Genomic DNA, 25,850 nt, shown 5'->3' with positions numbered 1-25,850 from the left:
TTGAACTCAATAGACGGGTGGTGAAACCACCCAGATGACAATTGCCGGCTCGGCACCCGGATTGCGCCAGCGGTAGGGCTTGCCTTCGAAGCGAAAGGAGTCGCCCTCGCCAAGCCGATGCCAGACACCTCCGATCTCGATGTCGAACAGTCCGGACGCGACGTATCCGGCTTCCTCGGTCGGTCGCTGCGCCTCGGCCTTCAGTTCCGCGCCTGGCGCGAAGACCGAACGCACCATCTCGAAGCTACCGCCGAGATCGGGCGACAGAAGCTCCTCCACCAGGCCGGATTCGCTTGTGCCAAGCGTGCGGCGCCTGCCGGCGCGCACGACCACGCCGCGCTCGCTTTCGACAGGTACGTCATGGCTGAAGAACAGGCTGATCGGCACGCCGAACAGTTCGGCGAAGGCCCTGAGGTCACCGAGCGATGGCGTCGACAGGCCGCGTTCGACCTGGCTGACCCAGCCGACGGAACGGCCAAGATTCAGGCCAATCTCGGCGAGTGTCAGCCCGCGCGCCTTGCGCAGGGCCCTGATGTCGCCGGCCAGCACGCGTTCGTCAGGTCCCTGCAATGTTCTTGCGGTAGTCGAAGGCAAAACGCTCTCTTCATGAAAAAATCCGCTCAAATTTCATGAGAAATCAAGCTCATGAAAAAATCAAGTAGATTTTCACGGATGCACAAGATTTGCTTGCGCGATTTTGATGGTTCATGCAAAGGCTCCGCCGAGAGCGGCGAGTGGGGACGTCCGATCGAGACAAAGGGTAAGGGACGGCCCATGCTGGAAAATAACCCCCGAATTGCGGGCGCTGCCGAGATTGTCGACGAGGCGATCCTGTCGCGCCGTTCGGTGCGCGCATTCCTGCCCGACATGGTCGACGACGACACCATCCGCGCCATTCTGGCGGTTGCGGCGCGCGCCCCATCCGGCACCAACATGCAGCCATGGAAAGTCTATGTCACCAAGGGCGAGAGCAAGCAGCGGATATCAGACGCCATTCTCAATTCCGGCATTCGCGCCGAAAAAGCCGATTGGGACGAGTACCGGTATTATCCCACCCAGTTCTTCGAGCCGTATCTGACCCGCCGCCGCGCCAACGGTTTCGGCCTCTATGGCGCGCTCGGCATTGGTCGCCGCGAGGTCGACAAGATGCGCGCCCAGCACGACCGCAACTTCGTCTTCTTCGACGCTCCGGTCGGCATGATCTTCACCATCGACCGCCGCCTCAACCAGGGCTCGTGGATTGACTACGGCATGTTCCTGCAGAACATCATGGTCGCAGCTAGAGGCAGGGGTCTGCACACCTGTCCGCAGGCGGCCTTCGCGCCCTATCACCGGCAGATCAGGCCGGTGCTCGACATTCCGGACGAAGAGATCGTCGTCTGCGGCATGGCGGTTGGTTACGAAGATACGTCAAAACCTGAAAACGCCTTCCGCACCGACCGCGTGCCGCTGGAAGAGTGGGTGACGTTCAGCGAGTAAGCCAGCCAGCTTCATTCCGTGTTCATCTGTGCGCCGTGGCCGCTGACATGGACGCCGTCTTGCGGCGTCAGCTTGAGGTAGGCAAGCAGCGCGCAGAGCGTGATGACGCCCTCGATCACGAACAGGATGCGAAAGTCGTCGGCGACGGCAGGGCCGCCGCCCGCCAGAAACGACAGTGCCGCGGCGGCCAGGCCAACGCTGATCGCCACTGCCAGCTGCCATAATATGTAATAGAGCGCGCTGAAACGGGCGAGCTGCTCGGGCGCGATGTCGGAATAGGCGAGGTTGCCGGTCGAGGCCCATTGCGCGGAGCGGAAGACGCCGAAGACGAAGATGTAGGTGAGCACGATCCATACCGGCGTCGTCGCCTGCATCAGCGCGAAGCCGGCAACCAGGGCGGCGACGATGGGCGTGTTGTAGACCAGCACGCGGCGAAAGCCGAAACGGTTGAGGACACGCGGCATGAAGAACCGCATGGCCACGGAGCCGACCGCGGCGACGAAGGTCAGCGATCCCGCCTGAACCGCGCTCATGCCGAAGCCGAGCTGGAACATCAGCGGCAGCAGGAAGACGACGGAGCTGAGGCCGATCGTGTCCAGCCCGCCACCGGTGAGGAACGAAATGCGGAAGGTACGGATGCGCAACAGCTTGAGATCGAGCAGCGGATTGCGCACGCGCAGGCAGTAGAACGAGGCGATGGTCAGGATAACGAGCGCCAGCGCCAGTTCGGCGGCGATGATGCCGCCCGCGGCATCCTTGGCGGCAAGCGAATCCATGCCGAAGACCAGCAGGACCATGCCGCTGCCGACCAGCAGGAAGCCCGGAAAATCGAACGGCGTGCGCACCGGCTTGGTCATCGTCGGAAACAGCGAGGCGGCAAGAATTGCCGCAGCCAGCGCGAACGGCACGTTGATGAAGAAGATCCAGCGCCAGGAAATGTAGGTGGTCAGCGCGCCGCCGACGAGCGGACCGACCAACGGTCCGGACTGGCCGGCCAGCGAGATGTACATGTTGATCTTCAGCGTTCGGCTGCGCGGAAAGGTCGACAGGATGACGACCTGGCCGAGCGTGCCCATCAAGGCGCCGCCAAAGCCTTGCAGCGCGCGGGCGCCGACCAGCGTCCAGATGTTGTCGGACAGCCCGCAGAGCGCCGACGAGGCGGCGAACACCAGCAAGGCAAAGCAGTAGACGTTGCGCAGTCCGAAGCGGTCGGCGGCCCAGCCGCCAAGCGGCATCGAGATGATCAGGCTGGCGACATAGACGGTAATCAAGAGGCCGAGCTGGCTGGGCGGACGCCCGAGGCTTTCGCTGATGCCCGGCAGCGCGGTCACCACGACATTCTGGTCGAGGCTGGTCATGAACACGCCGCAGGCGACCGTTAGCGGCAGCAGGAGCAAGGCTCTGGCCGGCACATCGGCGCGATCCGTGGCGCCGGCGGATAGTTCTGCGGTCATGGAGATGTTCGAACCAAACGAATGTGCCGACTCTTGAAGAAGGGATTTCATATCCCTGGGCCGGTTGGGCGGCCACGTTTTCGCACCATGGGCGCCTGCGGCCAGATTCTCTAGCGGCAGAACCGGCTGGCCTTGATGCCAGAAGCAGGAGCGATGCGACCGTTCGGCGCCGCCGCCTACTGCACCTCGTAGCCGACTTCCTCGCTGGCGTGGCAGAGCGCCTTCCAGAACGAGCGTGCAAACGAGCGGAAGACATAGGTGTCGAACTGGTCGGCGCCGGTGCGTTGGATCTGGGCGAAGACATCGTGATGGGTGGTCGAACGGCCGGCGCCGATGGGAAAGGCCGGCAGCGAAAAGTCGATGGCGAAGAATTTCGCCAGTACCCATTCGGCCTTCGGCCCGGCAATGCGGATGGCGGTGCGGCCGTGCGAGAGGTCGGTCACCGTGCCGATGGCCGGGGGCACCGCCTTGGCAAAGGCTGCTGCCAGCCCTTCGGCCTCGTCGGCGACCGTGAACTTTCCCGGCGCGAAGCCGAAAACCGACTTCACGCCGTCGCTCAGGCCGCCGCCGGCGCCATCGGGCAGGGCAAGCCCGGTGACGGTGCGGATGGCCGCGATCAGCTTCTTCTCCTCGCCGGGCCAGGCGGCGAGCTGCACGATCGACCCCGGCCTCGTCTCGGTCAGGATGATCTCGACGCCATGCTCGAAATTGCCGTGCGAGCCGACGTGGAATTCGGGCTCAAGCGGCGACAAGGGCTCGGGTGATTGGCGCTCAACCATGCATGCGGCTCCCGTCCGGATCGAAGAAGTGATTGGAGACGATCTCGACCGGTCCGAAGCGGTTGCGCAAGGGGTCGGAGACATGGGCGCGCGTGCCCTGCCGTGCCTTGCCGCCCTTGACCAGCGCCAGCGCGATATGCTTGCCGAGCGCCGGCGAATAGCAGCAGGCGGTAATATGGCCGATGGAGTCGTGCGGATTGGCTTCGTCAACCTCCTCGACGATGTGGGCGCCACCGTTGAGCGGCCGGTTATCGAGGGCGATCAGGCCGACCAGTTCTAGGCGGTCCGATGCGATCAAGCCTTCGCGGTCCATCATCGCCGAGCCGATGAAAGGCTTCTTCTTCGACAGCATCCAGTCGAGATGCAGGTCGCGTGCCGTGGTGCGGCCATCGATCTCGGCGCCGGTGACATGGCCCTTTTCGATGCGCATGGTGCCCAGTGCCTCGAGCCCGTAGGTGACCAGCCCGAACGGCTTGCCGGCTTCAACAAGCGCTTCCCAGACATGGGTGCCGAAGCCGGCGCCGGAATAGACCTCGAAGGCCATTTCACCGGAGAAGGACAGCCGGCATATCATCACCGGCACGCCTGCTATATCGCCACGCACGATGCCCATGAAGGGCAAGGTGGCATTGTCGACCCCGGTGCCGGTGACGCAAGCGGCAAGGATCTGCCTGGCCCTCGGCCCGCCGATCGCGGCACCTGCCCATTCGTCGGTCACCGAGGTGACGTGGACTTTCAGCTCCGGCCAGATCACGTCGAGGAAATATTCCAAATGCTGCATCACCTTGCCAGCATTGGCCGTGGTGGTGGTCATCAGAAAATCCTGCTCGCCGAGCCGCCATGTGGTGCCGTCGTCGAAGGCAAGGCCGTCCTCGCGCAGCATCAGGCCGTAACGTGCCTTGCCGACGGCCAGCGTCGAAAACATGTTGGTGTAGACACGGTCGAGGAATGCGGCGGCGTCGGGGCCCTGCACGGCGATCTTGCCCAATGTCGAGACATCGACGATGCCGGCGCTTTCGCGTGTCGCCTTGGCTTCGCGCACATAGGCCTGCTCGACCGTTTCGCCTGAAAGCCCGTAGATCATAGGGCGATACCAGAGGCCGGCGGAATACATCGTCGCGCCATTGGCCAGATGCCAGTCATGCATCGGCGTCAGTCGCTCGGGCTTCAGGTCGCCGAAGCGTTCCGCCGCCAGCGAGCCGATCGACACCGGCGCAAAAGGCGGCCGGAAGCGTGTCGTGCCAACCTCGGGGATCGGCTTGCCCAGCGCTTCGGCGATGATGGCCAAGCCAGGCACGTTGGAGCTCTTGCCCTGGTCGGTCGCCATGCCGAGCGTGGTGTAGCGCTTGAGATGCTCGACCGAGACGAAGCCTTCGCGGTGTGCAAGTCGCACGTCTTCTGCCGTGACGTCGTGCTGGAAATCGACAAAGCTCTTGCCCTTGGCCCTGATCTCGAACACCGGTGCCGGATCGGGATCGCCAGGTGCTGCTTCGACCGTCGGCAGCACGGCCGGCGTGCTCGTTCCACCGGCGGCGGCGAGGCCGGCGGCGCGGCCTTCGGCGATGGCCTCGGCGGTGGAAAAACTGCCAGTGAAAGCGCCGGCGCCAATCCAGCTCTGTGTCGGCTTTGGCGGCAGGAAAGCTTGCCGCGCGGCGTTCCATTCCGCCTTGGCACCGGCCTGGCTGGCCAGATGGATGGTCGGCGACCAGCCGCCCGACATCAGCAGGCAATCGGCGTGGATGCTGCGGGCATCACCGATGAGCGTGCCATTGGTCATGTCGAAGCGCTGCAGTTTGAGGCCGGACAGCGCCTTGCCGCCTTCGGTGGCGACGACGGCATGGCCGGCGAAGATCTCGGCCTCCGCTTCCGCGGCCAGCTTGCGCATCTCCGGCGAAAGTTCCGGCCTGACATCGGCGATGGCGACGACCGCGGCACCGGCCTTCTTCAAGGCGACCGCCGCCCGATAGGCGCTGTCATTGTTGGTGAACAGTGCGATCCGCTCGCCCGGCAGCACGCCGAATTCGTTGGCGTAGCGCTCGGCGGCATGCGCCAGCATCACACCGGGCCTGTCATTGCCGGGGAAGACCAGCGGCCGCTCGAACGCACCAGTGGCCAGGACCACGGATTTGGCGCGGATCGCCCAATAGCGATGGCGCGGCTCGCCCTTGCCTGGCTGATCCTTATGGTCGCTGACCCGTTCGAGCGCGGCAAGCGTGTTGTTGTCGTAGTAACCCCAGACCGTGGTGCGCGGCAAAAGGCGGACATTGTCTCGGCCTTCGAGCTGGGCGACCGTGCGACGGGCCCAATCGGCGGCAGGCGCGCCGTCGATCGTTTCATCGGACCAGTTGGCCGAACCGCCGAAACGCGGCTCGAGATCGGCCAGCATGACGCGGGCGCCCTGATCGGCGGCAGCCTTGGCGGCCATCAGGCCGGCGGGGCCGGAGCCGACCACCAGCACGTCGCAAAAGGCGTTCATGCGTTCGTAGCGGGCCGGGTCCTTTGCCGATCCGGCGCTGCCGAGGCCGGCGGCGCGGCGGATGAAGTGTTCGCAGAACATCCAGAAGCGCGTGCCTTTGAGCGGACCGAACACCGGTCCCATGAAGGTCTTGTAGTAGAACCCGGCCGACAGGATCTTGCCGCCGAGCTGGTTGACGGCGTTGATGTCCCAGGCAAGCGAGGGAAAGCGGTTCTGGCTGATGGCAACCAGTCCGTCATGGATCTCGACCATGGTCGCCGGGATGTTGGGTTCACGAACCTCGCCCTTCAGCACCGTCACCAGCGCGTTGGGTTCCTCGACGCCGGCTGTGAGCAGGCCGCGCGGGCGGTGGTATTTGAACGAACGTCCGTAAAGCGTGACGCCCTTGGCCAGCAGGGCTGACGCCAGCGTGTCGCCGGCATGGCCGGTGTAGGCCGCGCCATCGAAGGTGAAGCGGATGGTTTTCAGCCGGTCGATGCGGCCGCCGGTGTCGGTGCGGCGCGGGCTCATGACTTGTCCTCCGCCTTGCGGCGCGCGGCGGAGCCATGATCGCCGCGCCCTTGATGATCACCGCCCACAAAAGCAACGCTGGAAATCTCATGCGTCAGCGTGTTGCGCACGACGCGCAGATGCGTGCGGCAACCGCCGGAATGCTGCCAGATCTCGTTGTGATCCCCGGCCGGGTTCAGCCTGTCATAGACATAGGCATTCCACGCCTCGAAATTCTGAGAGGCAGGATCGGGACGCTCGCGGTTGCCGTCACCCTGATAGGTGAACTCGATGACGTCGCGCGGGCCGCAATAGGGGCAAGTGATCAACATTGAACTCTACCTAATGCCTAATGCAGCCGCGGGTTTGCACCCTGGCCCTTGTCGTCGATCACCAGGCCGCGGTGGAAGCGGTCGAGGGTGAAGGGGGCGTTGAGATCGTGCGGCTGGTCCTTGGCGATGGTCCAGGCGAAGCACCAGCCGGAAGCCGGCGTCGCCTTGAAGCCGCCATAGCACCAGCCGCAGTTGAGATACATGCCGGGCAGGGGGCCGGTGGTGATGATCGGCGAGCCGTCCATCGACATGTCGCAAACACCGCCCCAGGAGCGCAGCATGCGCACGCGCGCAAGGCCCGGAAACAGCGCCAGCATTTCGCTCATCACCTCGTCGACGACGGGCAAATTGCCGCGCTGGGCGTAGCTGTTGTAGCCGTCGATGTCGCCGCCATAGATGAGGCCGCCCTTGTCCGACTGCGACATGTAGAAATGGCCCATGCCGAAGGTGACGACCGTGTCGATGAAGGGTTTCAGCGATTCGGTGACGAAGGCCTGCAGCACATGGCTCTCGATCGGCATTGTCTCGATACCGGCAAGCTGCATGACACGCCCGGTGCTGCCGGCGACCGCAACGGCCACCTTCCTGGCGCGGATGTCGCCACGGGACGTCGTCACGCCTGAAATGCGGTCGCCGTCGCGCAGGAAGCCGGTGACCTCGCAGTTTTCGATGATGTCGACGCCGCGACGGTCGGCGCCGCGCGCATAGCCCCAGGCCACCGCATCATGGCGGGCGGTGCCGGCGCGTCGCTGCATCAGGCCGCCAACCACCGGAAAGCGCGCGCTGTCGGAGATGTCGAGCGCCGGAATCAGACGTTTGATCTCAGCCTTCGTCATCAGTTCGGCATCGACGCCGAGATGGCGCATGGCATTGCCGCGTCTTGCATAGTCGTCGAACTGGGCCGGCGTGTGCGCCAGGTTCAGGCAGCCGCGCTGCGAGAACATGACATTGTAGTTGAGCTCGTGCGAAAGGTTTTCCCACAGCTTCATCGAGTGTTCGTAGAAGCGGGTGTTGGCCGGCAGCAGATAGTTCGAGCGCACCGCCGTTGTGTTGCGGCCGACATTGCCGGAGCCGAGCCAGCCCTTTTCCACAACGGCGACATTGGTGATGCCGTGTTCCTTGGCAAGATAATAGGCGGTCGCCAGCCCATGACCGCCGCCGCCGATGATGATGACGTCATAGGACGCCTTCGGGTCCGGCTTGCGCCATGCCGGCTTCCAATCCTTGTTTCCCTTGAGCGCGTTCGCGAGCAGCGAAAAGGCCGAGTACTCTGCCATTGATGTCATCCGGTTCGGGCGATGCGGCAGACTATAGAGCAGGCCGCACCGGCAAAGCCAATATTGCGCCATCGCCTTTCGACTGGCCGACGCATCGGTCAGGGGATCAATGGGGTCTGGGCTCAATGAGAGTCAGGATCAGTGAGGTCAATGATCGGATGAGTCCGCGATGCGACGGCTTGCCCCATGATAGGGCCGTCTTTATCAAGGACAGGCTTTCAAATTGCCTTCGCCGCCGATGAGTCGCCAACAAATCATGCTTTTCCGATTGCTTCGTCTCATTTTGATCCTCACGCTTGTCGTCTCGGCGCCGCTGTCGTTCGATGCGGTGGCACAGGGGCTTGGCCAGGCGCCTGCCGGACTGGTCGCCGACCAGCAGAAGATCATCCAGGCGCTGACGACCAAGACCGACAATTTCGAGAAGCAGATACAGCAGGACGGCGAGGAGGATAGCAGCCTTGTCGATATCCGCTTGCAACTCGAGGAGCTGTCGCGGCAATCGCTGAACAGCGCACTGGCCTTCCGTACGCGTCTTGGCGAGATCAACAGCCGTCTTGAGCAGCTTGGCGCGGCACCTGCCGCGGGTCAGCCGCCGGAGCCCGACATCGTCAGCGGCGAACGCGAGGCGCTGGTGTCGGAAAAGGCGGAGATCAATGCCGTCATTGCGCAAGCCCAATCGCTTTCGATCCGCATCAGCGGGCTGATCGACAAGATCGGCAACATGCGCAGCGAGCTGTTCCGCAATGTGCTCACCAAGCGCTATGTGCTGTCCGACGCGCTCAGCCCGCAGGTCTTTTCGGACGCCAGGGACGAATTCGGCAATTTCTACAAAGCGGTGTCGTCATGGCTAAGCTTCGCTTTCAAGTTCAAGTTCCAGGCCATTCTGGCGGCAACCTTCGTGGCGCTCGGGCTGGCGCTGGTGCTGCTGGTCGGTGGCCGGCGCCTGTTCGGGCGCGTGTTCGAAGCCGACCCTGCCAATGAGGATCCATCCTATCTCAGCCGCTTGTCGGTGGCCTTCTGGTCGACCTTGCTGCCGACGCTGGCGGTTGGCGTGTTCTTGGCCTCCACGGTGTTCTTTTTCAACTATTACCATGTGTTGCGTGGCGACATCGGCCTCTTCCTGAATGCGCTCGCGGCCGTCATCGGGGTGGTGTTCTGCGTCAACCGATTGACCAATGCGGCGCTCGAGCCGCGGCTGCCGAATTGGCGCCTTATCCCCGTCGAGACAGGTCCGGCGCGCTGGCTGGTGCGGCTGACGACCGCCATGGCCGTGGTCATCTGCGTCAATTATTTCCTGTCGGTCATCAACGACAAAATGGGCTCGCCGCTGTCGCTGACCATCGCCCGCAGTTTCGGCGCCACCATCATCGTCGGCGTCATCCTGATCCTGATGGCGATGCTGAGGCCGTTCAAGGCGCGTGACGGAAGCTGGCGGCCTTGGCCGGCATGGCTGCGCTATACGGCGCTTGCGCTCGGTCTTTTCACCATCGTCGCGGCGCTGCTCGGTTACATCGGCCTTGCTCTGTTCGTTTCGTTGCAGGTCGTCGTTACCGGCACCGTGCTGATCACCGCCTATATCGGCTTCCTGTCGGCGCAGGCGATCGGCGAGGAGGGTGCTTTCGCCAACACGACCGTCGGGCGCTGGCTGTCGGCCAAATCCAGCTACGAGGATACAGCCCTCGACCAGCTCGGCCTTGTCGTCAGCGTTGCCATCAATGTGATGATCGTGCTGGTGTTCCTGCCGTTGATCCTGCTGATGTGGGGTTTCCAGCCCGGCGATATCCAGGCCTGGGCCTACAAGCTCGCAACCGGGATCAACATCGGCTCGGTGACGATCTCGGTCACCGGCATCCTCTCCGGCATCGTCGTCTTCGTCATAGGCTATTTCCTGACACGCTGGTTCCAGGGCTGGCTCGACGGTTCCGTGATGGCGCGTGGCAAGGTCGATACCGGCGTGCGCAACTCGATCCGGCTGGCGGTCGGCTATGCCGGCGTCGCGCTCGCGGCACTGGTCGGCATCTCGGCGGCGGGTATCGACCTGTCCAGCCTGGCGCTGGTCGCCGGCGCTCTTTCCCTCGGTATCGGCTTTGGCCTGCAGAACGTGGTGTCTAATTTCGTTTCCGGCCTGATCCTGTTGGCCGAACGGCCGTTCAAGGTGGGCGACTGGATCGTTGCCGGCGATGTCAGCGGCACAGTCAAGAAGATCAGCGTGCGCGCCACCGAGATCGAAACCTTCCAGCGGCAATCGGTGATCCTGCCCAACTCGAACCTGATCAACAATGCCGTCGGCAACTGGACGCACCGCAACAAGCTCGGCCGCATCGACATCAAGGTCGGCGTCGCCTATGGCAGCGACGTCAAGCAGGTTCATGCCGTCCTGCTGGAGATCGCCCGCAGCCACCCGATGGTGCTGAAGAACCCCGAACCCTTCGTGCTGTTTTCCAATTTCGGCCCTGCCGCCCTGGAATTCGAGATCCGCGTGTTCCTGGCCGATGTGATGAACGGCAACATCGCGCAGAACGACATCCGTTTTGCCGTGCTTGAAAAATTCAGCAGCGAACACATCGAGATGCCCTCGACGCCACGCGCCGTGGTCGAGGCCCACAAGCCCAAGGCCTGGCCGACAGACGACGACAAGATCGAGGCCGACTTCGCCGAACAGGAGCAGGTGAAGGCCGAAGCCGAGGCGGAGAAGAAGCGACTGGTCAAGTCCCGCAAAACCAGGAAGCCAGATCCGGACTAGGCTGGGAATCGGTGGGTCTCAACCATCGAAAGCCGATTGCGGCATGAATGGGGCATTCAGTTGCGGTTCAGCTTCCATCTCATATAAGCTCCATGCAAAGGCGAAAATGCCTTGCGAAATGCAACAGAGGCGGTGGGAACACCGATATTGCACCATGTGGAAGTCTCTCGTCGCTGCCGTCGCCCTGGTCGCCGCTATCGGCTCGGTCCATGCCGCGAGCGCGGTCAACAAGGACGCCGAGACCCGAACGCTGGTCGTCACCGAGGGCGGCAGCAAGACCGACCTTGCGTTGGCCGGTGGCGAAACGGTTGAGTTCTGCCCGAATGGCTGCTTCGTCACCTTGCCCAATGGCGACCTCGAAGCCCTGACCGGTTCGGAAACCGTCGAGATTTCGGGCGGTGTCGCCCGCATCAAGTAATCCTGGCGTCACGATTGCGGAGGCCGGGAATTTGCCCGGCCTTTTATCGTTTCCGGTAGCGGTTGTTTAACAATGACGCCGGAAATACCCCCATGGCAGCCGTCTGCAACCGTGCGTTTTAACGTTCGCTACGTCATCGCCCGCTATACCAGCCTCAAGACGCCGAAAAGCGGCGCGCAACTCTACGCGGGCAGGGTAGGACATGGATGCGCGGTCGGACAGGAACGCAATACCGCTTGCGGTCGATCTCGACGGCACGCTGATCGCGACCGACCTGTTGTGGGAAGGGCTGTTCATCCTTCTCAAGAAGAACCCGCTCTATATCTTCCTCGTGCCTTTCTGGGCCGCCGGCGGACCGGTGCGGCTGAAGCAGGCAATCGCGCAGCGCATCGACATCGATCCGGCATCGCTGCCCTATCGCGAGGTGCTGCTTTGCCGCCTCCGGACCGAGCATGCCGAAGGCCGCAAGATCGTGCTGGCGACCGGCACGCCGCGCAAGTTCGCCGATGCCATCGCGGTCCATCTCGGCATTTTCGACCAGGTGCTGGCCACCGATGGTCTCGCCAATCTCACCTCGGGCAGGAAGCGCGCTTCGCTGATCGCAGCCTATGGCGATGGCGGTTTCGACTATGCCGGCAACAGCCGTCACGATCTCCAGGTCTTCGATGCAGCGCGCAACGCGATCGTCGTCGCGCCCGACCGCCATGCCGCGCGCTGGCAGGCGGCACATGGCGCCGAGACGATGCCGGCGCCAAAGCCGACTTTGCGGACCATCGTCAAGATGCTGCGTGTCCATCAGTGGCTGAAGAATTCGCTGATCGCAGTGCCGATGGTGCTCTCGCATGAATATTTCAACACCGACATGATCTGGGAATGCCTGCTGGCATTCGTCTCGTTCAGTGCGGTGGCATCGGCCATCTATATCCTCAACGATTTCTTCGACCTCGCGCTCGACCGCAAACACCTCACCAAGCGCAACAGGCCGTTCGCCAGCGGTGCGCTGTCGATCCCGTTCGGCCTTGGCGCGATCGCGGTGCTTTTGGCGATCGGCATCGGCACCGGGCTGTTCTTGTCGCACGAATTTCTGGCTGTGCTTGGCGGCTACATGGTCGTCACCACGGCCTATTCAATGTCGTTCAAGCGCATGCTGCTGGTCGACGTACTGACGCTCGCCGGCCTCTACACGATCCGTGTCCTGGCCGGTGCGGCGGCGACCGGCGTCGATGTCTCGTTCTGGCTGCTCGCCTTCTCGATCTTCTTCTTCCTGTCGCTGGCGCTGGTGAAGCGCTTCGTCGAACTGCGCACCACAGCCATTCCGCCCGGCGAGCGCATTGCCGGCCGCGGCTATCGCACCGAAGACCAGGAGATCGTCGCCCAGGCCGGCATGGCCTCGGCCTTCTCCTCGGCGCTGGTGCTGGCGCTCTACATGGACAGTGTCGCGGTGCGGGAGCTCTATCCGCATCCATGGCTGATCTGGCCGCTGGCGCCGATCGTGCTTTATCTCACCATGCGCGTCTGGATCCTGGCGCGCCGCAACGAGATGCATGACGATCCGGTCGTGTTCATCATCCGCGACTGGCGCAGCCAGATCGTGGTGCTGATCGGTGCGGTGATGCTGGTCATCGGGGGCTGGTAGGCATGGCCGCCGGACGTTTCCCAAGCTTTGGCCTTGCCACACCGCCGGCGCCGCGCGCCATCGGGGCCGATGAGGCGATCGCGCTGCTGAAGGGCGGTCGGGCCAAGCCGGCGTCGCTGCTTGCCTATGGCAATGGCCGCTCCTACGGCGATTCCTGCCAGAACGAGGCCGGAGCGGTCGTCGATATGCGATCGCTGAACCGCATCCACGCCTTCAACGCCGAAACCGGTGTTCTCGAGGCGGATGCCGGCGTGCTGTTGTCCGACATCATCGCCCACGCCGCCCCTTACGGCTTCTTTCCGGCGGTTGTGCCAGGCACGCAATTCGTCACGCTCGGCGGCGCCATCGCCAATGACGTGCATGGCAAGAACCATCACCGGCGCGGCACCTTCGGCTGCCATGTCGAGAGCTTCACGCTGCTCAGGTCCGACGGCAAGACCCACCGCTGCTCGGCAATAGACAATGCGCGGCTGTTTGCGGCGACGATCGGCGGCATGGGGTTGACCGGTCTCATCCTGTCGGCCTCGATCCGGCTGATGCGGGTGCATTCGCTCGACATCGTCGAAAAGGCGACGCCGTTTCGCGATCTCTGCGAATTCTTCGACCTGGCCGAGACTGCCGATCAGGCCAACGAATATGCGGTCGCCTGGATCGACCAACTTGCCGGCGGCCGCAACAGCGGTCGCGGGTTGCTGTTTACAGGCAATCACGCCGAGCACGGCTCGCATGCCGCCTCGCGCGCCGGCGGCAATTTCTCGGTGCCGGTCCAGCCGCCGTTCAATGTGCTCAACCGGCCGTTCCTGACCGCCTTCAACGCCGCCTACAGGTGGAAGAAAGGGCGCTCGACGGCGCCGAGCCAGACCGGCTACCAGGGCTTCTTCTTCCCGCTCGACGGCGTGCGCGACTGGAACCGGCTTTATGGACCGAAAGGGCTTTTCCAACACCAGAGCGTGGTGCCGGAAGCGGCGGCGCGCAGGGCCGTGCCGGCATTGCTTGCGGCTGCAAGGCAAGCCGGGCAGGGCTCGTTCCTCACCGTATTGAAACGCTTCGGCTCCATCCGTTCGCCGGCGTTGCTGTCGTTCCCGCGTCCCGGCTACACGCTGACGCTGGATTTCCCCAACAGGGGGGCTGCGACGCTGGCGCTGCTGCGGGAGCTCGACCGCATCACGGTCGAGGCCGGCGGCGCGGTCAATCCGTACAAGGACGCTCGCATGGGGGCCGAAATCTTCGCTTCGTCCTTTCCCGAATGGCAGCGGCTGGAAGCGCTCCGCGACCACGCCTTCATGTCTGACTTCTGGGCGCGCACTGCGAATAGATTGGATGCGCGACGAGGCTCGGTCGAGGCCGCCGAATAGATAAAATTGGAATAATCCCTGGTTAATTCATGATTAATAACGAGATTCACTCAAAATATCGTTGGGACTTCACCAAATGTTTGCGGGTTTGTAATAGGAAGTGTGAAGGGGTGGCTTGGAACACATGAAATACATCGTCTTCATTCTCTTTACGGTCATGACCAATGCCGCCGCACAGCTGATGCTGAAGCAAGGCATGATGTCGCTCGGGCCGATCTCGTTCGAGGGCGTCAATCCGTTCGTCAAGCTGTTGCAGATCGTCTTCAGCCCGTGGGTGTTCCTGGGCCTCTGCACCTTCGTCATCTCGATGGCCTCGCATCTCTATGTGCTGTCGAAGGTCGAGCTCTCCTTTGCTTATCCGTTCCTCAGCCTCGCATACGTTGCCGTCGCCATCTTTGCTTATTTCGTCTTCCGCGAGGACCTCAATGGCTGGCGCATCGCCGGCATCGCCTTCATCTGCGTCGGCACGGTGCTGATCGCGCAAAGTGGCCGAGATTTGGGTGGTCGAGAGCATGAGGACCAGACCGCTTCCATCACGCCCGACAAGATCCAAGCAAACGAGATCATTCGATGAGACATGTGATTTTCGGCGGTGACGGTTTCGTCGGCCGCCATCTTGCCCCGAAGCTTGTGGCCGATGGTGAAGAGGTTGTCGTCGCCGACATCGTCAAGAGCGACCTGCCGCATTACCGCACCGTCCGCTTTATCCAGTGCGACGTCACCGATCCGGCGTCGGTCGCTGCGGTCGGGCTCACGGCCGACGACATGGTCTACAATCTGTCGGCAAAGATGCTGTCGCCGATCCAGGTGCGCGCCAAGCGGCACGACTTCTTCTTCCCTGTGAATTTCCATGGCACCGAGCACATCATGCAGGCCATGGACGGAGCCGGTGCGTCAAAACTCGTCCACTACACGACCGACATGATCTACGGCCACACGGTCACGCAGCCGATGACCGAGGAGCACCCGGTGGCGCCGCTGGGCGAATATGGCTGGTCGAAGCAGAAGACAGAGGAGTTGGCGGCCGAATGGCGCAAGCGCGGCATGTCGATCTCGCTGTTTCGCCCGCGCCTGATCATCGGCCCAGGCCGGCTCGGCATCCTGGAAAAGCTGTTCAAGCTGATCGACTGGAACCTTCCCGTGCCGATGATCGGTTCGGGCAGGAACCCCTATCAGTTCATCTCGGTGTTCGACTGCGCCGAGGCCGCGCGCGCGGCCTGGAAGGCCGGTGTGCCTAATGAGGCCTATAATCTGGGTTCGCTCAACCCGCCGCCGGTCAAGAAATTGCTCGGCGATTTGATCCGGCATGCCGGCTCGAAATCGATCCTGATCCCGACACCGGGCTGGGCGGTCAAGCGCACGCTCGACCTGCTCGACCTCTTGAACATGCCGATCATGGACCCGGAACAGTATCTGATCGCCGACGAGGACTGCGTGCTCGACGTGTCCAAGGCCGGGCGTCAGCTCAACTGGGTGCCGCAATATCGCGACGAGGACATGCTGATCGCCGCCTACAGCGAGTACCGCGCCAAGAAAGCCGGTCACGCAGTCGCCACCAAACATGTGCCCGCCGAATAGCGGCTCGCAAAACAGCTTTCGTTGCGCTCGACCCTGGTCGTGCGTGCAGACAGGAGATTGAAATGACCGTCATGGCCAAGCCAGAACAGACGAACGTCCGCACCGTGGTCAGCGCGCCGTCGCTGTCGCCCGCCACCATCGCCAAGCCCGATCTGATCAGCGTCGAGCAGGCCAAGGCGATGGATGTCGCCCGCATGACCGACCTGTTCAAGGCGCATCTCAACCCCGGCCAGCTGCACTTCATGAAGCTGCTCGGCTTCCACAAGATCAAGATCGAGCGTGCCGAAGGCATGTTCTACATCGACCAGAACGGCCGCAAGATCCTCGACTTCTTCGGCGGCTTCGGTTCGCTGGCCTTTGGCCACAATCATCCGCGCATCCTGGAAGCACGCAAGAAATTCCAGGAGGAGAAGCGCCAGGAAATCGCCATCGCCTTCATGTCGCAATATGCGGCGGCACTTGCGCACAACATCGCCAAATGCTCGCCCGGCGATCTCGACATGGTGTTTCTGGGTTCGTCCGGCTCGGAGGCGATGGAAGCGGCGGTTAAGCTCGCCGAGCGCGCCGCCGGTCCGAAGCGACCGAAGATCGTCTATGCCGAGAATTCCTTCCACGGCAAGACCAAGGGCGTGCTGGGCATCACCGACGGCCAGCTCTACCGCGCCGACTTCAAGGTGGCCGAAAACACGGTCCGCATCCCGTTTGCCGACATCGAGGCGGTCGAGCGCCTGTTCCGTTCCGACCCGGAGGTCGGCGTCATCGTGCTGGAAACCATCCAGGGCGGCGGCGGCATCATCCAGGCGCCTGCTGAATATTGGCAGAAGCTAAGGGCGCTGTGCGACCAGTATGGCGTGTTGTGGGTCGCCGACGAAGTGCAGTGCGGCTATGGCCGGTCAGGCCGCTTCTATGCCTTCGAGCATTACGGCGTCATTCCCGATGTGACGGCGCTGGCCAAATCGCTTGGCGCCGGCAAGGCGGCGGTCGGCGCGATGATCGCGCGGCGCGAGGTCTACATGAAGGCCTATGGCACGCCGAAAACGGCGATGATCCATGCCATGGCGACCTTCGGCGGCATGGGCGAGGCCTGCGTCACCTCGATCGAGGGGCTCAATGTACTCTATGATGAAGGGCTGATCGACAATGCCGCCATCACCGGCGACTATTTGCTGCAGCGCCTGCAGACGCTCAGGGAAAAGTACCCGAAGATCATCAAGGAGGTGCGCGGCAGGGGTTTTATGATCGGCCTGGAGTTCCACGACTTCTCGCAGACCTTGCCGATGGTGTTGCGGCCGATCGTCAGCGTGCTCGACGACAAGCTGAAGGGCTCGCTGTCGGGCTTCGTCGGGGCGCTGCTGTTGCGCGACTACGATGTGCTGGTCGCCTTCACCGAATACAACCGCAACGTCATCCGGCTCGAGCCGCCGCTGATCTGCCAGCGCGAGCATGTCGACCGCTTCGTCGACGCCTTCGACAGCCTGCTGTCGCGCGGCATCGTGTCGATCGTCAAGGATTTCGTCAAAAGCCAGGTTCGTTAGAAACGAAGCTCGCTGAGTTCGACAATGCTGACCAGGTCGCCCGCACCGAACAACCTGCTTGACCGGCTCACCGAGGCCGGTCTGGCGTGGGGCGAGGGGACTTATGCGCGGCTGGCAGCACCGATCGGCGCGGCGGCTTTCGCGCTCTACATTCTTTTTACGGCGTTCACGGCGTGGGTGATGCCCGACGCCAACTGGGACATGCTGACCTATCTCGCCATATCAGAGGAAGGCACCTATCCCGATGCCCAGGCCCTGCACGACTATGCCTACAACACCGTCAAATCAGGCGTTTCAGCTGGTGACTACAAGGCGCTGACAGATGATGGCGGCGGCTTCCGCAGCCATATGGCGGAGAATGCCGCCGATTTCCATTCTCTGCTCGGCATGTACCGGATCAAGTTCCTCTACGCCGAGATCCTGTCGACGCTGAGCGCAGTGATGTCGCCGGTCGAGGCGATGCGCCTGTTACAGGTGTTCTCCGTACTGCTGTTTGGCGCTATCGCCCTGATGTGGCTGCGCTCCGAGGGGGCGCTGGCCTTGGCGCCTTTGGTCGGCGCGGTGCTGATCATGGCTGATTTCGGCGATGCGGCGCGCGCCTCGACGCCGGATTTGTTGTGTTCGGCGCTGTTGCTCGGCGGGCTCTACGCCTATGTCCGCGGTCGCGAGATGGCAACGGCGATCCTGCTCTTCCTCGCCTTCATGGTGCGGCCGGACAATATTGTTTTCCTTGCGATTTTCGCTGTGCTGCTGGTTGCGTTCCGGCAGAAGGCACGGGGTGCGCTGGCCGGTTTTGCCGCGTCCTTCGTTGCCTACTTCGCCATCTCGCACTGGGCGCATCATCCCGGCTGGTGGCCGCATCTGTGGTTCTCCAGCATCGAGCAGCACTACAATATGGACGGGTTCGAGCCGCCATTCTCGGTGGTCGCCTATCTCAGGGCGTTTGCCACCTCGCTGTTGCGCGCCGTCAGCCTGAACAGCTGGGTCGGCGTGTCGGTGCTGGCACTGGCCGGCTGGTTTGCGGTCGCCCGCGCCGGCTTCCGCCTCGATCGCCGCGCGGGCATCCTGTTTGCGGCACTGGTGCTCGGTGCGCTGGCGAAGTTCACCGTCTTCCCGATCCACGACACGCGCATCTATTTCCCGCATTTGATCCCGCCCTTCCTGCTGCTGTCGACGCCGTTCATGGCGTGGTGGGCAGCCGCGGCTCGCGGCAAGCATCCCGCCGCCTTGCAAATTCCCGGAGACAAGTCATGAGTTCGCTATCCAGCCTGGCGCGCGTTGCCCTGTCGCTCGGTCTTCCCAGTGGTGTTCTCGATCGCGGGCCGTCGCTGCGCGGCACGAAATTCCTGGCCAAGGCAGCGCTGAAGGCGCGGTTTGGTGGGGCGGGGCGGCCGTTCCAGATGGTCAATGTCGGCGCCTGCGACGGCGCGCTGTTCGACGATGTGACGCCGTGGCTGCACCGGATTGCCGGCGCACGCGCGATGCTGGTCGAGCCGATCCCGTACAACCAGAAACGGCTGCGCGCCAACTACCCCGACACGGACCGTTTCGTCATCGAGCCGGTGGCGGTGACGAAGGCCAAGGGCACGATCACCGTCCATACCTTCGATGCCGCCGCGCTCGAGGCCGGCACGCTGCCCATCGAATTCATCGGCTGCTCGTCGGTCACCGACACCAATTTGATGTCGGGCAAGAATGCCTGGGGCGAGGCCGACGCCAACTTCAACAAGTTCGCACCGCATCTCAGGGATATCGAGGTGCCGTCGGAAACGCTGCAGACATTGCTCGACCGCAACGGCATTAGCCATATCGACGCCTTCCTGGTCGATTGCGAGGGCGCCGACTGGATCGTCTTCGAACAGCTCGACCTCAAGCGCTACCGCCCCGGCATGATCAAGGTCGAGGTCGGCGCGCTGCCGGCGGCGGAGATCGGCCAAGTCGTAGTCAAGCTCAAGACGGCGGGCTACCAGGTCGGGTTCCAGGCCGAGGATGTCTGGGCGTTTGCGTGAGTTAGCTCCATCTCGGAAAACGAACCGCCCAAGGCGCCCGACGTGAACCATTTCACCCGATGGTCGCTCGGCTTTTTGCTAATGTCGCAAACAGGCTTCATCAGGCCCATCGCTCCGCCCTATAGTCCGCCCGCTTTATCACTTTGGAGTCGCGGGCAATGGCAGAGTTTCCGAAAAAGGCGAAGGTCGTCATCGTCGGCATGGGCGGTATTGTCGGAGCATCGATCGCCCACCACCTGATCGAACGCGGCTGGGATGATATTGTCGGCATCGACAAGTCAGGCATCCCGACCGATATCGGCTCGACCGCGCACGCCTCCGACTTCTGCTACACGACCAGCCACGATTTCCTGTCGTGCTGGACGACACTCTACTCCATCGATTTCTACGAGAAGATGGGCCATTATGCGCGCATCGGCGGGCTTGAGGTCGCACGTGTCGGCGACGACAGCCGCATGGAAGAAATCAAGCGCAAGATCGCGTCGGCCAAGGCGTTTGGCACGCGCGCCCGGCTGATCGAACCGGCCGAGATCAAGGAAAAATTTCCGCTTATCGAGGAGGCGATGGTGCAGGGCGGCCTGTGGGACCCGGACGCCGGTCTCGTCATTCCGCGCTCGCAGACCGTCGCCGGCAAGCTGGTCGATCAGGCGGAAGCGTCGGGCAAGCTGAAATCCTTCGCCAACACGCCGGCCCGATCGCTTGTCGTCAAGGACGGGCGCATATCAGGCGTGGTGACCGATCGCGGCACCATCGAGGCCGATTACGTCATCGTCTGCGCCGGCATCTGGGGCCGGCTAATTGCCGAAATGGTCGGCGAAGACCTGCCGGTGATGCCGATCGACCATCCGCTGACCTTCTTCGGCCCGTACAACGAGTTCGCCGGCACCGGCAAGGAGATCGGCTGGCCGCTGCTGCGCGACCAGGGCAACTCGGCCTATATGCGTGACACAGGCGATCCCAGGACCGCCGAGGGCGGGCAGGTCGAATGGGGTTATTACGAAGAGACCAACCCGCGCCTTTGCCATCCGCGCGACCTGCTGGAGAAGGACCAGGCGCGGCTTTCACCCTCGCAGCGCGATCTCGACATGGAACAGATCCTGGCGCCGCTCGAACGCGCCATGGAGCTGACGCCGATTCTCGGCGAACTCGGCTATAACGAAAGCCATTCCTTCAACGGTCTCTTGCAGGTGACCGCGGATGGCGGCCCGTCGATGGGCGAAAGCCAGAAGGTGCGGGGCCTTTGGTATGCCGTCGCCATCTGGGTCAAGGACGGCCCCGGCATGGGCAAGCTGATCGCCGATTGGATGACCGACGGCCGAACCGCGATCGATCACCACGCCGTCGACTATGCGCGCTTCTATCCGCACCAGACAAAGGAGCAGTTCATCTGGGATCGCTGCACCGAGACGGCGATGAAGGTCTACAATCCGGCAGTGCATCCGCGCGAGCCGTTCTCCAAGGCCCGCAACATCAGGCGCTCGCCGTTCTGGGAACGCGAGAAGGAACTCGGCGGCTATTTCATGGAGCTTGGCGGCTGGGAGCGCGCCCATGGCTACGCCGCCAACGAGCATCTGCTGGAGAAATACGGCAACCGGGTGCCGGTGCGTGAGAACGAGTGGGACAACCGCCATTTCTGGCGCGTCTCCAATGCCGAACACCTCGCCATGAGCGAGGATTGCGGCATCGTCAACCTGTCGCATTTTGCCATGTACGACATCGAGGGTCCCGACCATGTCGCGCTGCTGGAATGGCTCTGCGCGGCCAAGATCGGCGGCGACAACAACATCGGCAAGGGTATCTACACCCACTTCCTCGACGAGGAAGGCATGGTGCGCGCCGACTTTACCGTCATCCGCATGGCCGACCGCTGCCGTTTGATCGATGGCGCCGACGCCGGTCCGCGCGACTTCCAGTACATGCGCCGCACGGCACAGGACAAAGGTTTCGATGTCACCATCACCGACGTGACCGAGAAGTATGTCACCATCGGCATCTGGGGGCCGAATGCCCGGGCGACCTTGCAGAAGGTGGTCGAAAGTCCGGACGGGCTCTCTGTTGAGAACTTCCCATTCGCGGCGATCAAGCCGGTCCGGATCGGCGGCAAGGATGTCACCGCTTTCCGCATCTCCTATGTAGGCGAGCAGGGCTGGGAACTGCATATGCGCTACGAGGACGGTCTCGCTGTCTGGGACGCGCTGCGCTCGACCGGCGTGATGCCCTTCGGCGTCGAGACCTATGCCAACACCCGCCGCATGGAAAAGAGCCTGCGCCTGCAGAACGCCGACCTTTTGACCGAGTACAATCTGCTCGAAGCCGATCTTGCGCGTCCGAAGGTCAAGGAGAACGACTTTTGCGGCAAGGCCAAGCATGTCGAATACCGCGCCCGCGAGCGCCAACCGGCCATGCTGTGCACGCTGGTGATGACCAGTAATGTCGATTCCAAAGGCGTTGCCCGCTATCCTGTCGGCACGATGCCGGTGATGGACCCGAAGACCGGCGAGACGCTGGTCGACGAACTCGGCCGCCGGTCGTTCACCACGTCGATGGCCTATGGCCCGACCATCGGCAAGAACATCGGCCTCGCCTATCTGCCATGGGCCTACGCCCAGGAAGGCCGCAAGCTCATTATCGAGTATTTCGGCGAGACCTATCCGGTTGAAGTCGCCGCTGTCGGTTACAAGCCGCTTTATGATCCGGAGAATTTGAAGCCGCGCAGTTGAAGCAGCAGAATTTGAGAACGCAAAGCCCGGCCTTGGTCGGGCTTTTCCCTTTTTAAACGGGCTGCTTTCGCTTACCCTTGCGGAATGTCTGCTTTTGCCTGTGCTAGACATTTGCTTTCGGGCTGTGCCGCGTTCGCGCTGACGTTTTGGTTGGCGCCGGCGTCCCTTGCTGACGAGCCCGTCGATGTCGAGCTGGTGCTGGCCGTCGATGTCTCGCTGTCGATGTCACCGGACGAGCTCGAGATCCAGCGTCATGGCTACGCAGCCGCGCTGACGCACGACAATGTGCTGCAGGCCATTGCCGACGGCGCCCATGGCAAGATCGCCGTCACCTATGTCGAATGGGCCGGTACCACCTGGCAGCGCGTCATCGTGCCGTGGACGGTGATCGCCAGCCGCACCGACGCCGAGCGCGTGGTTGCGCAGTTGTCGGCGCAGCCGCCCAACAGCGCGCGGCGCACCTCGATCTCCGGAGCGCTGGAGTTCGGCAACGACCTGTTCGCCGAAAGCGGCTACCGAGGCACGAAGCGGGTCATCGACATTTCGGGCGACGGCCCCAACAATCAGGGCGCGCCGGTCAACCTGACCCGCGACGAGCTGATCAAGCAAGGCATCGTCATCAACGGCCTGCCGCTGATGACGCGAGGCGGCTTCACCGGCGCCTACGACGTCAGCAATCTCGATCGCTACTACAGCGACTGCGTCATTGGTGGTCCCGGAGCCTTCATGATCCCGGTCAATGACTGGACGCAGTTTCCCGAAGCCATTCGCCGCAAGCTGGTGTTGGAACTCGCCGGCCCGGCCTCGCCGCAATGGGCGGCGGAAGAAGCCGCGCATCCGCCGGTGATATTGGCACAGGAGAGATCCACCACCGACTGTCTGGTCGGCGAGAAAATGTGGCGAAACCGCAGCTGGATGTTCGACAGCCGCTAAAGCTCTTCCCCATTGAGCGTGATCTTTGCCGAACCGGCTCCCGCTCTTGCCCCGCTGCCTACCTGTTCGGGCTTACGCTCCAGGCTTGCCTCCGCGACCGAAGCAGTGGCAAACTGGGCAGGCCGCGTGACCCAGCCAGGAGCGCTGCCGAACCGAGGAAAAACCGATGAGACGTCTTGCCATCCTGACCGCAGTCGCGTCCGTGCTGTATGCCGACGTCGCCAGCGCCCAATACAACCAGGCTGCCTGTATCATGTTCGAGAACGGGAATTTTCGCGGGCGGTCCATCGGCATGGGTGCCGAGGATTCCGTAAATTTTCGTGGCGGCCAGTTCTGGAATGACCGTGTGTCGTCGGTGATCGTTCGCCGCGGCTGCACGCTCGTGGCCTATGAGGATTCTAGGATGGGCGGCCGCTCGATCGAGATCACGCGCAGGATCCGCAATTTGGGCGGCAGTGACTGGAACGACCGTATCTCCTCGGCGGAATGCACCTGCGACGATTACTGAGGTTGGTTCCAGGCAGCGGGGCGCCGCTGCCTGACGATATCATGACACTAGCCTGTTTGTCCGTGGGCGTATCGGATCAGGCCGCCAGCAGCTGCTTGCGGTCTACGCGCTCCTGCTGCGGCGAGCGGGCGTAGAGTTCTCGGTAGCATTTGGAGAAATGCGATGCCGAGACGAAGCCGCAGGCGACCGCCACCTCGACTACCGGCATCGACGACTGGATCAAGAGATGCCTGGCGCGGTCGAGCCGGATTTCCAGATAGTAGCGGGCAGGGGAGCGGCCCATCTCGGTGCGGAACAGCCGCTCGATCTGGCGGCGCGACAGATCGACATGGTCGGCGATCTCGATCAGTGACAGCGGCTCCGACAGATTGCCCTCCATCAGTTCGATGATGGTCAGCACCTTCGAGTTCTGGACGCCGAGGCGGGCGCGTAGTGGCAGGCGCTGGCGGTCGGTGGGGCTGCGTACGCGGTCGGTCAGCACTTGCTCGCAGACGCGGTTGACGAGGTTCTCGTCAAAGTCGTCGCCGATCAGCTTCAGCATCATGTCGAGCGCGGCAGTGCCGCCGGCGCAGGTGTAGATATTCTGGTCGATCTCGAAGAGGTCGGCAAAGACATTGGCCTTCGGAAACGCCTCGGAAAAGCCCGGCAGGTTCTCCCAGTGGATGGCGCAGCGCTTGTTGGACAACAGGCCGGCGGCGGCGAGGATATGCGCGCCGGTGCACAGGCCGCCGACGGCGACGCCGCGATTGTATTCCTCGCGCAGCCAGGCGAAGGCGGACTTGTTCTGATAACGCTCGACATTGATGCCGCTGCAGACGATGGCCATGTTCGGCCGGTCGGGGCCGGCCATCTTCTTGCGCTCATCCTCGAGCGAGGTGTTGACCGCGCATTCGACCCCGTTCGAGGCGCGCACCGGCTTGCCGTCGATGCTGGCGAGGCGCCAGCGATAGGCCTCGTAGCCGAGCATGCGATTGGCCGAGCGCAGCGGGTCGAGCGCGGTCGCAAAAGCGATCATGGTGAAATCGGGAATAAGGAAGAATACAAACGATCGCTTGATCGGATGCTTTACCGCGTTCAAGGGAACCTCACACAGCCATGGCGCGAACAGGATGTCGCGAATAGCATAGCGACATCAGGAAAAACCATGTCTGTCAATCGGCTACGCCGCTACGACAAGATTAAATTTGCGACATGGGTCGCAAATGGGCAATCGGCGTGCAGCGAGCCCTGGAAGTGGCACGAACTGTTCAAGGGACGGGCAACGTACGGCCTGCGCACAGAACAAAACGCCGCTCTGGCTGGAGCCAGGCGGTGTTGCAATTTTAAAGCAGCGGCAGGGATGCGCTGCCTCTAGAAATCTTCAGGCGATGAAGCCGAGGCGCGCCGCATTCATGGCGCCGGTCTGGCCGGGCATGGTGTTGGCAAGACGCTGACGCTCGAGAGCGGTGGTCAGGTTCATTTCGCGGCGGGCAAAGAGGCGTGCAAAAAGCTTCATAATCATCTCCATTTGTTGCTTAGACGGGTCGCCTTCGCTTGATGGAGTGGGGCAGCTCGTTTGCTGGCGCTGATATAGGCTTGTGTAAGCAGAAACTAAATCGCAAAAGCGAAGCGCTTGATATGAAATGCGACATCGATTGCGACAGATTTGAGCAAGGTGCCCAAAATTTACGATTATTTACAAGGCATTAATTGGAAACAGGAGCTGCTATGCGGCTTTCTCATATGCGTCATGCGTCATGCGCCGGCGACATGGCTCCAAAGCTCTGTTGAATACAAATAAAACAGAGAAGGCCTGCCGGGCGGGCTGCGCGGCAGGCCTTCAGCACATGGTACACACGATCTACTTTGCTCCAGCCCAGGATCCGATGCCATTGCGAGTACCGGTCTTGGTGTCGGAAGCTTCAGGCCAGCCGATATCCTTCTGCAGTTCGATCGGCAGGGAGCGGATAGCGCGCTCGGTCTGGTAGCGGGCGCGTGCCGCGCTGAATTCGGTCGCGATGCGACCAAGGGACGACAGGATAGACATCTCTTTCTCCTTTGGGTTGGCTAGTGCCAGACAGCGAGTTGGCTACTGCGGGTTTGTTTCAACTTCATTTCGTGTCGAATGCAGGTCTGTGTCGAGGTCGTTT

Annotated in this window: 22 protein-coding genes; 13 read left to right on the top strand and 9 right to left on the bottom strand. The window is 62.7% G+C overall.

Annotation, left to right across the window (positions count from 1 at the left end; translation table 11 throughout):
- Positions 1 to 6 precede the first annotated feature (6 nt).
- A complete protein-coding gene (locus NKJ11_RS17880) occupies positions 7 to 594 on the bottom strand; it encodes a helix-turn-helix domain-containing protein (protein ID WP_502895795.1) in 588 nt (195 codons plus the stop codon).
- 180 nt (positions 595 to 774) lie between these two features.
- On the opposite strand from NKJ11_RS17880, the gene NKJ11_RS17875 reads away from it, so the two are divergent.
- Positions 775 to 1,479, top strand: coding sequence for a nitroreductase (locus NKJ11_RS17875; protein ID WP_352609502.1), 705 nt, complete (start codon positions 775 to 777; stop codon positions 1,477 to 1,479).
- 11 nt (positions 1,480 to 1,490) lie between these two features.
- On the opposite strand, the gene NKJ11_RS17870 is transcribed toward NKJ11_RS17875, so the two are convergent.
- From NKJ11_RS17870 to NKJ11_RS17850, 5 genes are all read right to left on the bottom strand, one after another.
- The gene (locus NKJ11_RS17870; protein WP_352439855.1) at positions 1,491 to 2,933 is read right to left on the bottom strand and encodes an MFS transporter; all 1,443 of its coding nucleotides are present in this window, start codon (positions 2,931 to 2,933) and stop codon (positions 1,491 to 1,493) included.
- A 176-nt stretch (positions 2,934 to 3,109) separates the two neighbouring features.
- Positions 3,110 to 3,712, bottom strand: coding sequence for a sarcosine oxidase subunit gamma (locus NKJ11_RS17865; RefSeq protein WP_352609505.1), 603 nt, complete (start codon positions 3,710 to 3,712; stop codon positions 3,110 to 3,112).
- On the bottom strand, positions 3,705 to 6,698 hold the full coding sequence (locus tag NKJ11_RS17860; protein ID WP_352793871.1) for a sarcosine oxidase subunit alpha: 2,994 nt from the start codon (positions 6,696 to 6,698) through the stop codon (positions 3,705 to 3,707). The genes NKJ11_RS17865 and NKJ11_RS17860 overlap by 8 nt, the downstream gene beginning before the upstream one ends.
- Positions 6,695 to 7,009 (bottom strand): sarcosine oxidase subunit delta, encoded by a 315-nt coding sequence (locus tag NKJ11_RS17855; RefSeq protein ID WP_352793869.1) that lies wholly within the window; start codon positions 7,007 to 7,009, stop codon positions 6,695 to 6,697. The genes NKJ11_RS17860 and NKJ11_RS17855 overlap by 4 nt, the downstream gene beginning before the upstream one ends.
- A 17-nt stretch (positions 7,010 to 7,026) precedes the next feature.
- Complete coding sequence (locus tag NKJ11_RS17850; RefSeq protein WP_023812337.1) at positions 7,027 to 8,286, bottom strand: sarcosine oxidase subunit beta; 1,260 nt, start codon at positions 8,284 to 8,286, stop codon at positions 7,027 to 7,029.
- Between the two features lie 256 nt (positions 8,287 to 8,542).
- On the opposite strand from NKJ11_RS17850, the gene NKJ11_RS17845 reads away from it, so the two are divergent.
- The 12 genes from NKJ11_RS17845 to NKJ11_RS17790 all read left to right on the top strand — a co-directional run bounded on the left by NKJ11_RS17845 (position 8,543) and on the right by NKJ11_RS17790 (position 23,721).
- Positions 8,543 to 11,029, top strand: coding sequence for a mechanosensitive ion channel domain-containing protein (locus tag NKJ11_RS17845; protein ID WP_352793868.1), 2,487 nt, complete (start codon positions 8,543 to 8,545; stop codon positions 11,027 to 11,029).
- 154 nt (positions 11,030 to 11,183) lie between these two features.
- Positions 11,184 to 11,447 (top strand): hypothetical protein, encoded by a 264-nt coding sequence (locus tag NKJ11_RS17840; RefSeq protein WP_023812335.1) that lies wholly within the window; start codon positions 11,184 to 11,186, stop codon positions 11,445 to 11,447.
- Between the two features lie 202 nt (positions 11,448 to 11,649).
- Positions 11,650 to 13,083 carry a UbiA family prenyltransferase gene (locus NKJ11_RS17835; protein WP_352793867.1) on the top strand — a complete coding sequence of 478 codons (1,434 nt, stop codon included), beginning with the start codon at positions 11,650 to 11,652 and terminating at the stop codon, positions 13,081 to 13,083.
- Positions 13,084 to 13,085: 2 nt separating this feature from the next.
- Positions 13,086 to 14,438: an FAD-binding oxidoreductase gene (locus NKJ11_RS17830; RefSeq protein ID WP_352793866.1), complete on the top strand. Its 1,353-nt coding sequence runs from the start codon at positions 13,086 to 13,088 to the stop codon at positions 14,436 to 14,438.
- 124 nt (positions 14,439 to 14,562) lie between these two features.
- Complete coding sequence (locus NKJ11_RS17825; RefSeq protein WP_352793864.1) at positions 14,563 to 15,012, top strand: EamA family transporter; 450 nt, start codon at positions 14,563 to 14,565, stop codon at positions 15,010 to 15,012.
- Positions 15,009 to 16,016: an NAD-dependent epimerase/dehydratase family protein gene (locus tag NKJ11_RS17820; protein WP_352793863.1), complete on the top strand. Its 1,008-nt coding sequence runs from the start codon at positions 15,009 to 15,011 to the stop codon at positions 16,014 to 16,016. Before NKJ11_RS17825 ends, NKJ11_RS17820 begins: the two co-directional genes overlap by 4 nt.
- Before the next feature lie 62 nt (positions 16,017 to 16,078).
- Positions 16,079 to 17,551: an aspartate aminotransferase family protein gene (locus tag NKJ11_RS17815; RefSeq protein WP_352793862.1), complete on the top strand. Its 1,473-nt coding sequence runs from the start codon at positions 16,079 to 16,081 to the stop codon at positions 17,549 to 17,551.
- A gap of 24 nt (positions 17,552 to 17,575) precedes the next feature.
- Positions 17,576 to 18,805 (top strand): hypothetical protein, encoded by a 1,230-nt coding sequence (locus NKJ11_RS17810; protein ID WP_352793861.1) that lies wholly within the window; start codon positions 17,576 to 17,578, stop codon positions 18,803 to 18,805.
- Positions 18,802 to 19,560 (top strand): FkbM family methyltransferase, encoded by a 759-nt coding sequence (locus NKJ11_RS17805; RefSeq protein WP_352793859.1) that lies wholly within the window; start codon positions 18,802 to 18,804, stop codon positions 19,558 to 19,560. Before NKJ11_RS17810 ends, NKJ11_RS17805 begins: the two co-directional genes overlap by 4 nt.
- Positions 19,561 to 19,718: 158 nt before the next feature.
- Positions 19,719 to 22,280 carry a GcvT family protein gene (locus NKJ11_RS17800; protein ID WP_352793857.1) on the top strand — a complete coding sequence of 854 codons (2,562 nt, stop codon included), beginning with the start codon at positions 19,719 to 19,721 and terminating at the stop codon, positions 22,278 to 22,280.
- A gap of 84 nt (positions 22,281 to 22,364) precedes the next feature.
- Positions 22,365 to 23,213 carry a DUF1194 domain-containing protein gene (locus NKJ11_RS17795; protein ID WP_352439861.1) on the top strand — a complete coding sequence of 283 codons (849 nt, stop codon included), beginning with the start codon at positions 22,365 to 22,367 and terminating at the stop codon, positions 23,211 to 23,213.
- Between the two features lie 166 nt (positions 23,214 to 23,379).
- Positions 23,380 to 23,721, top strand: coding sequence for a peptidase inhibitor family I36 protein (locus NKJ11_RS17790; protein WP_023812325.1), 342 nt, complete (start codon positions 23,380 to 23,382; stop codon positions 23,719 to 23,721).
- Between the two features lie 76 nt (positions 23,722 to 23,797).
- Here NKJ11_RS17790 and NKJ11_RS17785 read toward each other — a convergent pair whose 3' ends face one another.
- From NKJ11_RS17785 to NKJ11_RS17775, 3 genes are all read right to left on the bottom strand, one after another.
- Entirely contained in the window at positions 23,798 to 24,736 is a 939-nt protein-coding gene (locus tag NKJ11_RS17785) for a GlxA family transcriptional regulator (RefSeq protein WP_348625597.1), read from the bottom strand.
- Positions 24,737 to 25,081: 345 nt separating this feature from the next.
- Positions 25,082 to 25,216 (bottom strand): hypothetical protein, encoded by a 135-nt coding sequence (locus NKJ11_RS17780; RefSeq protein WP_023812324.1) that lies wholly within the window; start codon positions 25,214 to 25,216, stop codon positions 25,082 to 25,084.
- A 345-nt stretch (positions 25,217 to 25,561) separates the two neighbouring features.
- The gene (locus tag NKJ11_RS17775) at positions 25,562 to 25,747 is read right to left on the bottom strand and encodes a hypothetical protein (RefSeq protein WP_013531162.1); all 186 of its coding nucleotides are present in this window, start codon (positions 25,745 to 25,747) and stop codon (positions 25,562 to 25,564) included.
- Between the last annotated feature and the right edge of the window lie 103 nt (positions 25,748 to 25,850).

Origin of the sequence: Mesorhizobium sp. M0243, from assembly GCF_040321775.1 — a bacterium.
Classification (GTDB): Bacteria; Pseudomonadota; Alphaproteobacteria; order Rhizobiales; family Rhizobiaceae; genus Mesorhizobium.
Note: the sequence above shows the minus strand (reverse complement) of the source record. Positions and strands in the feature narration are given on the sequence as shown.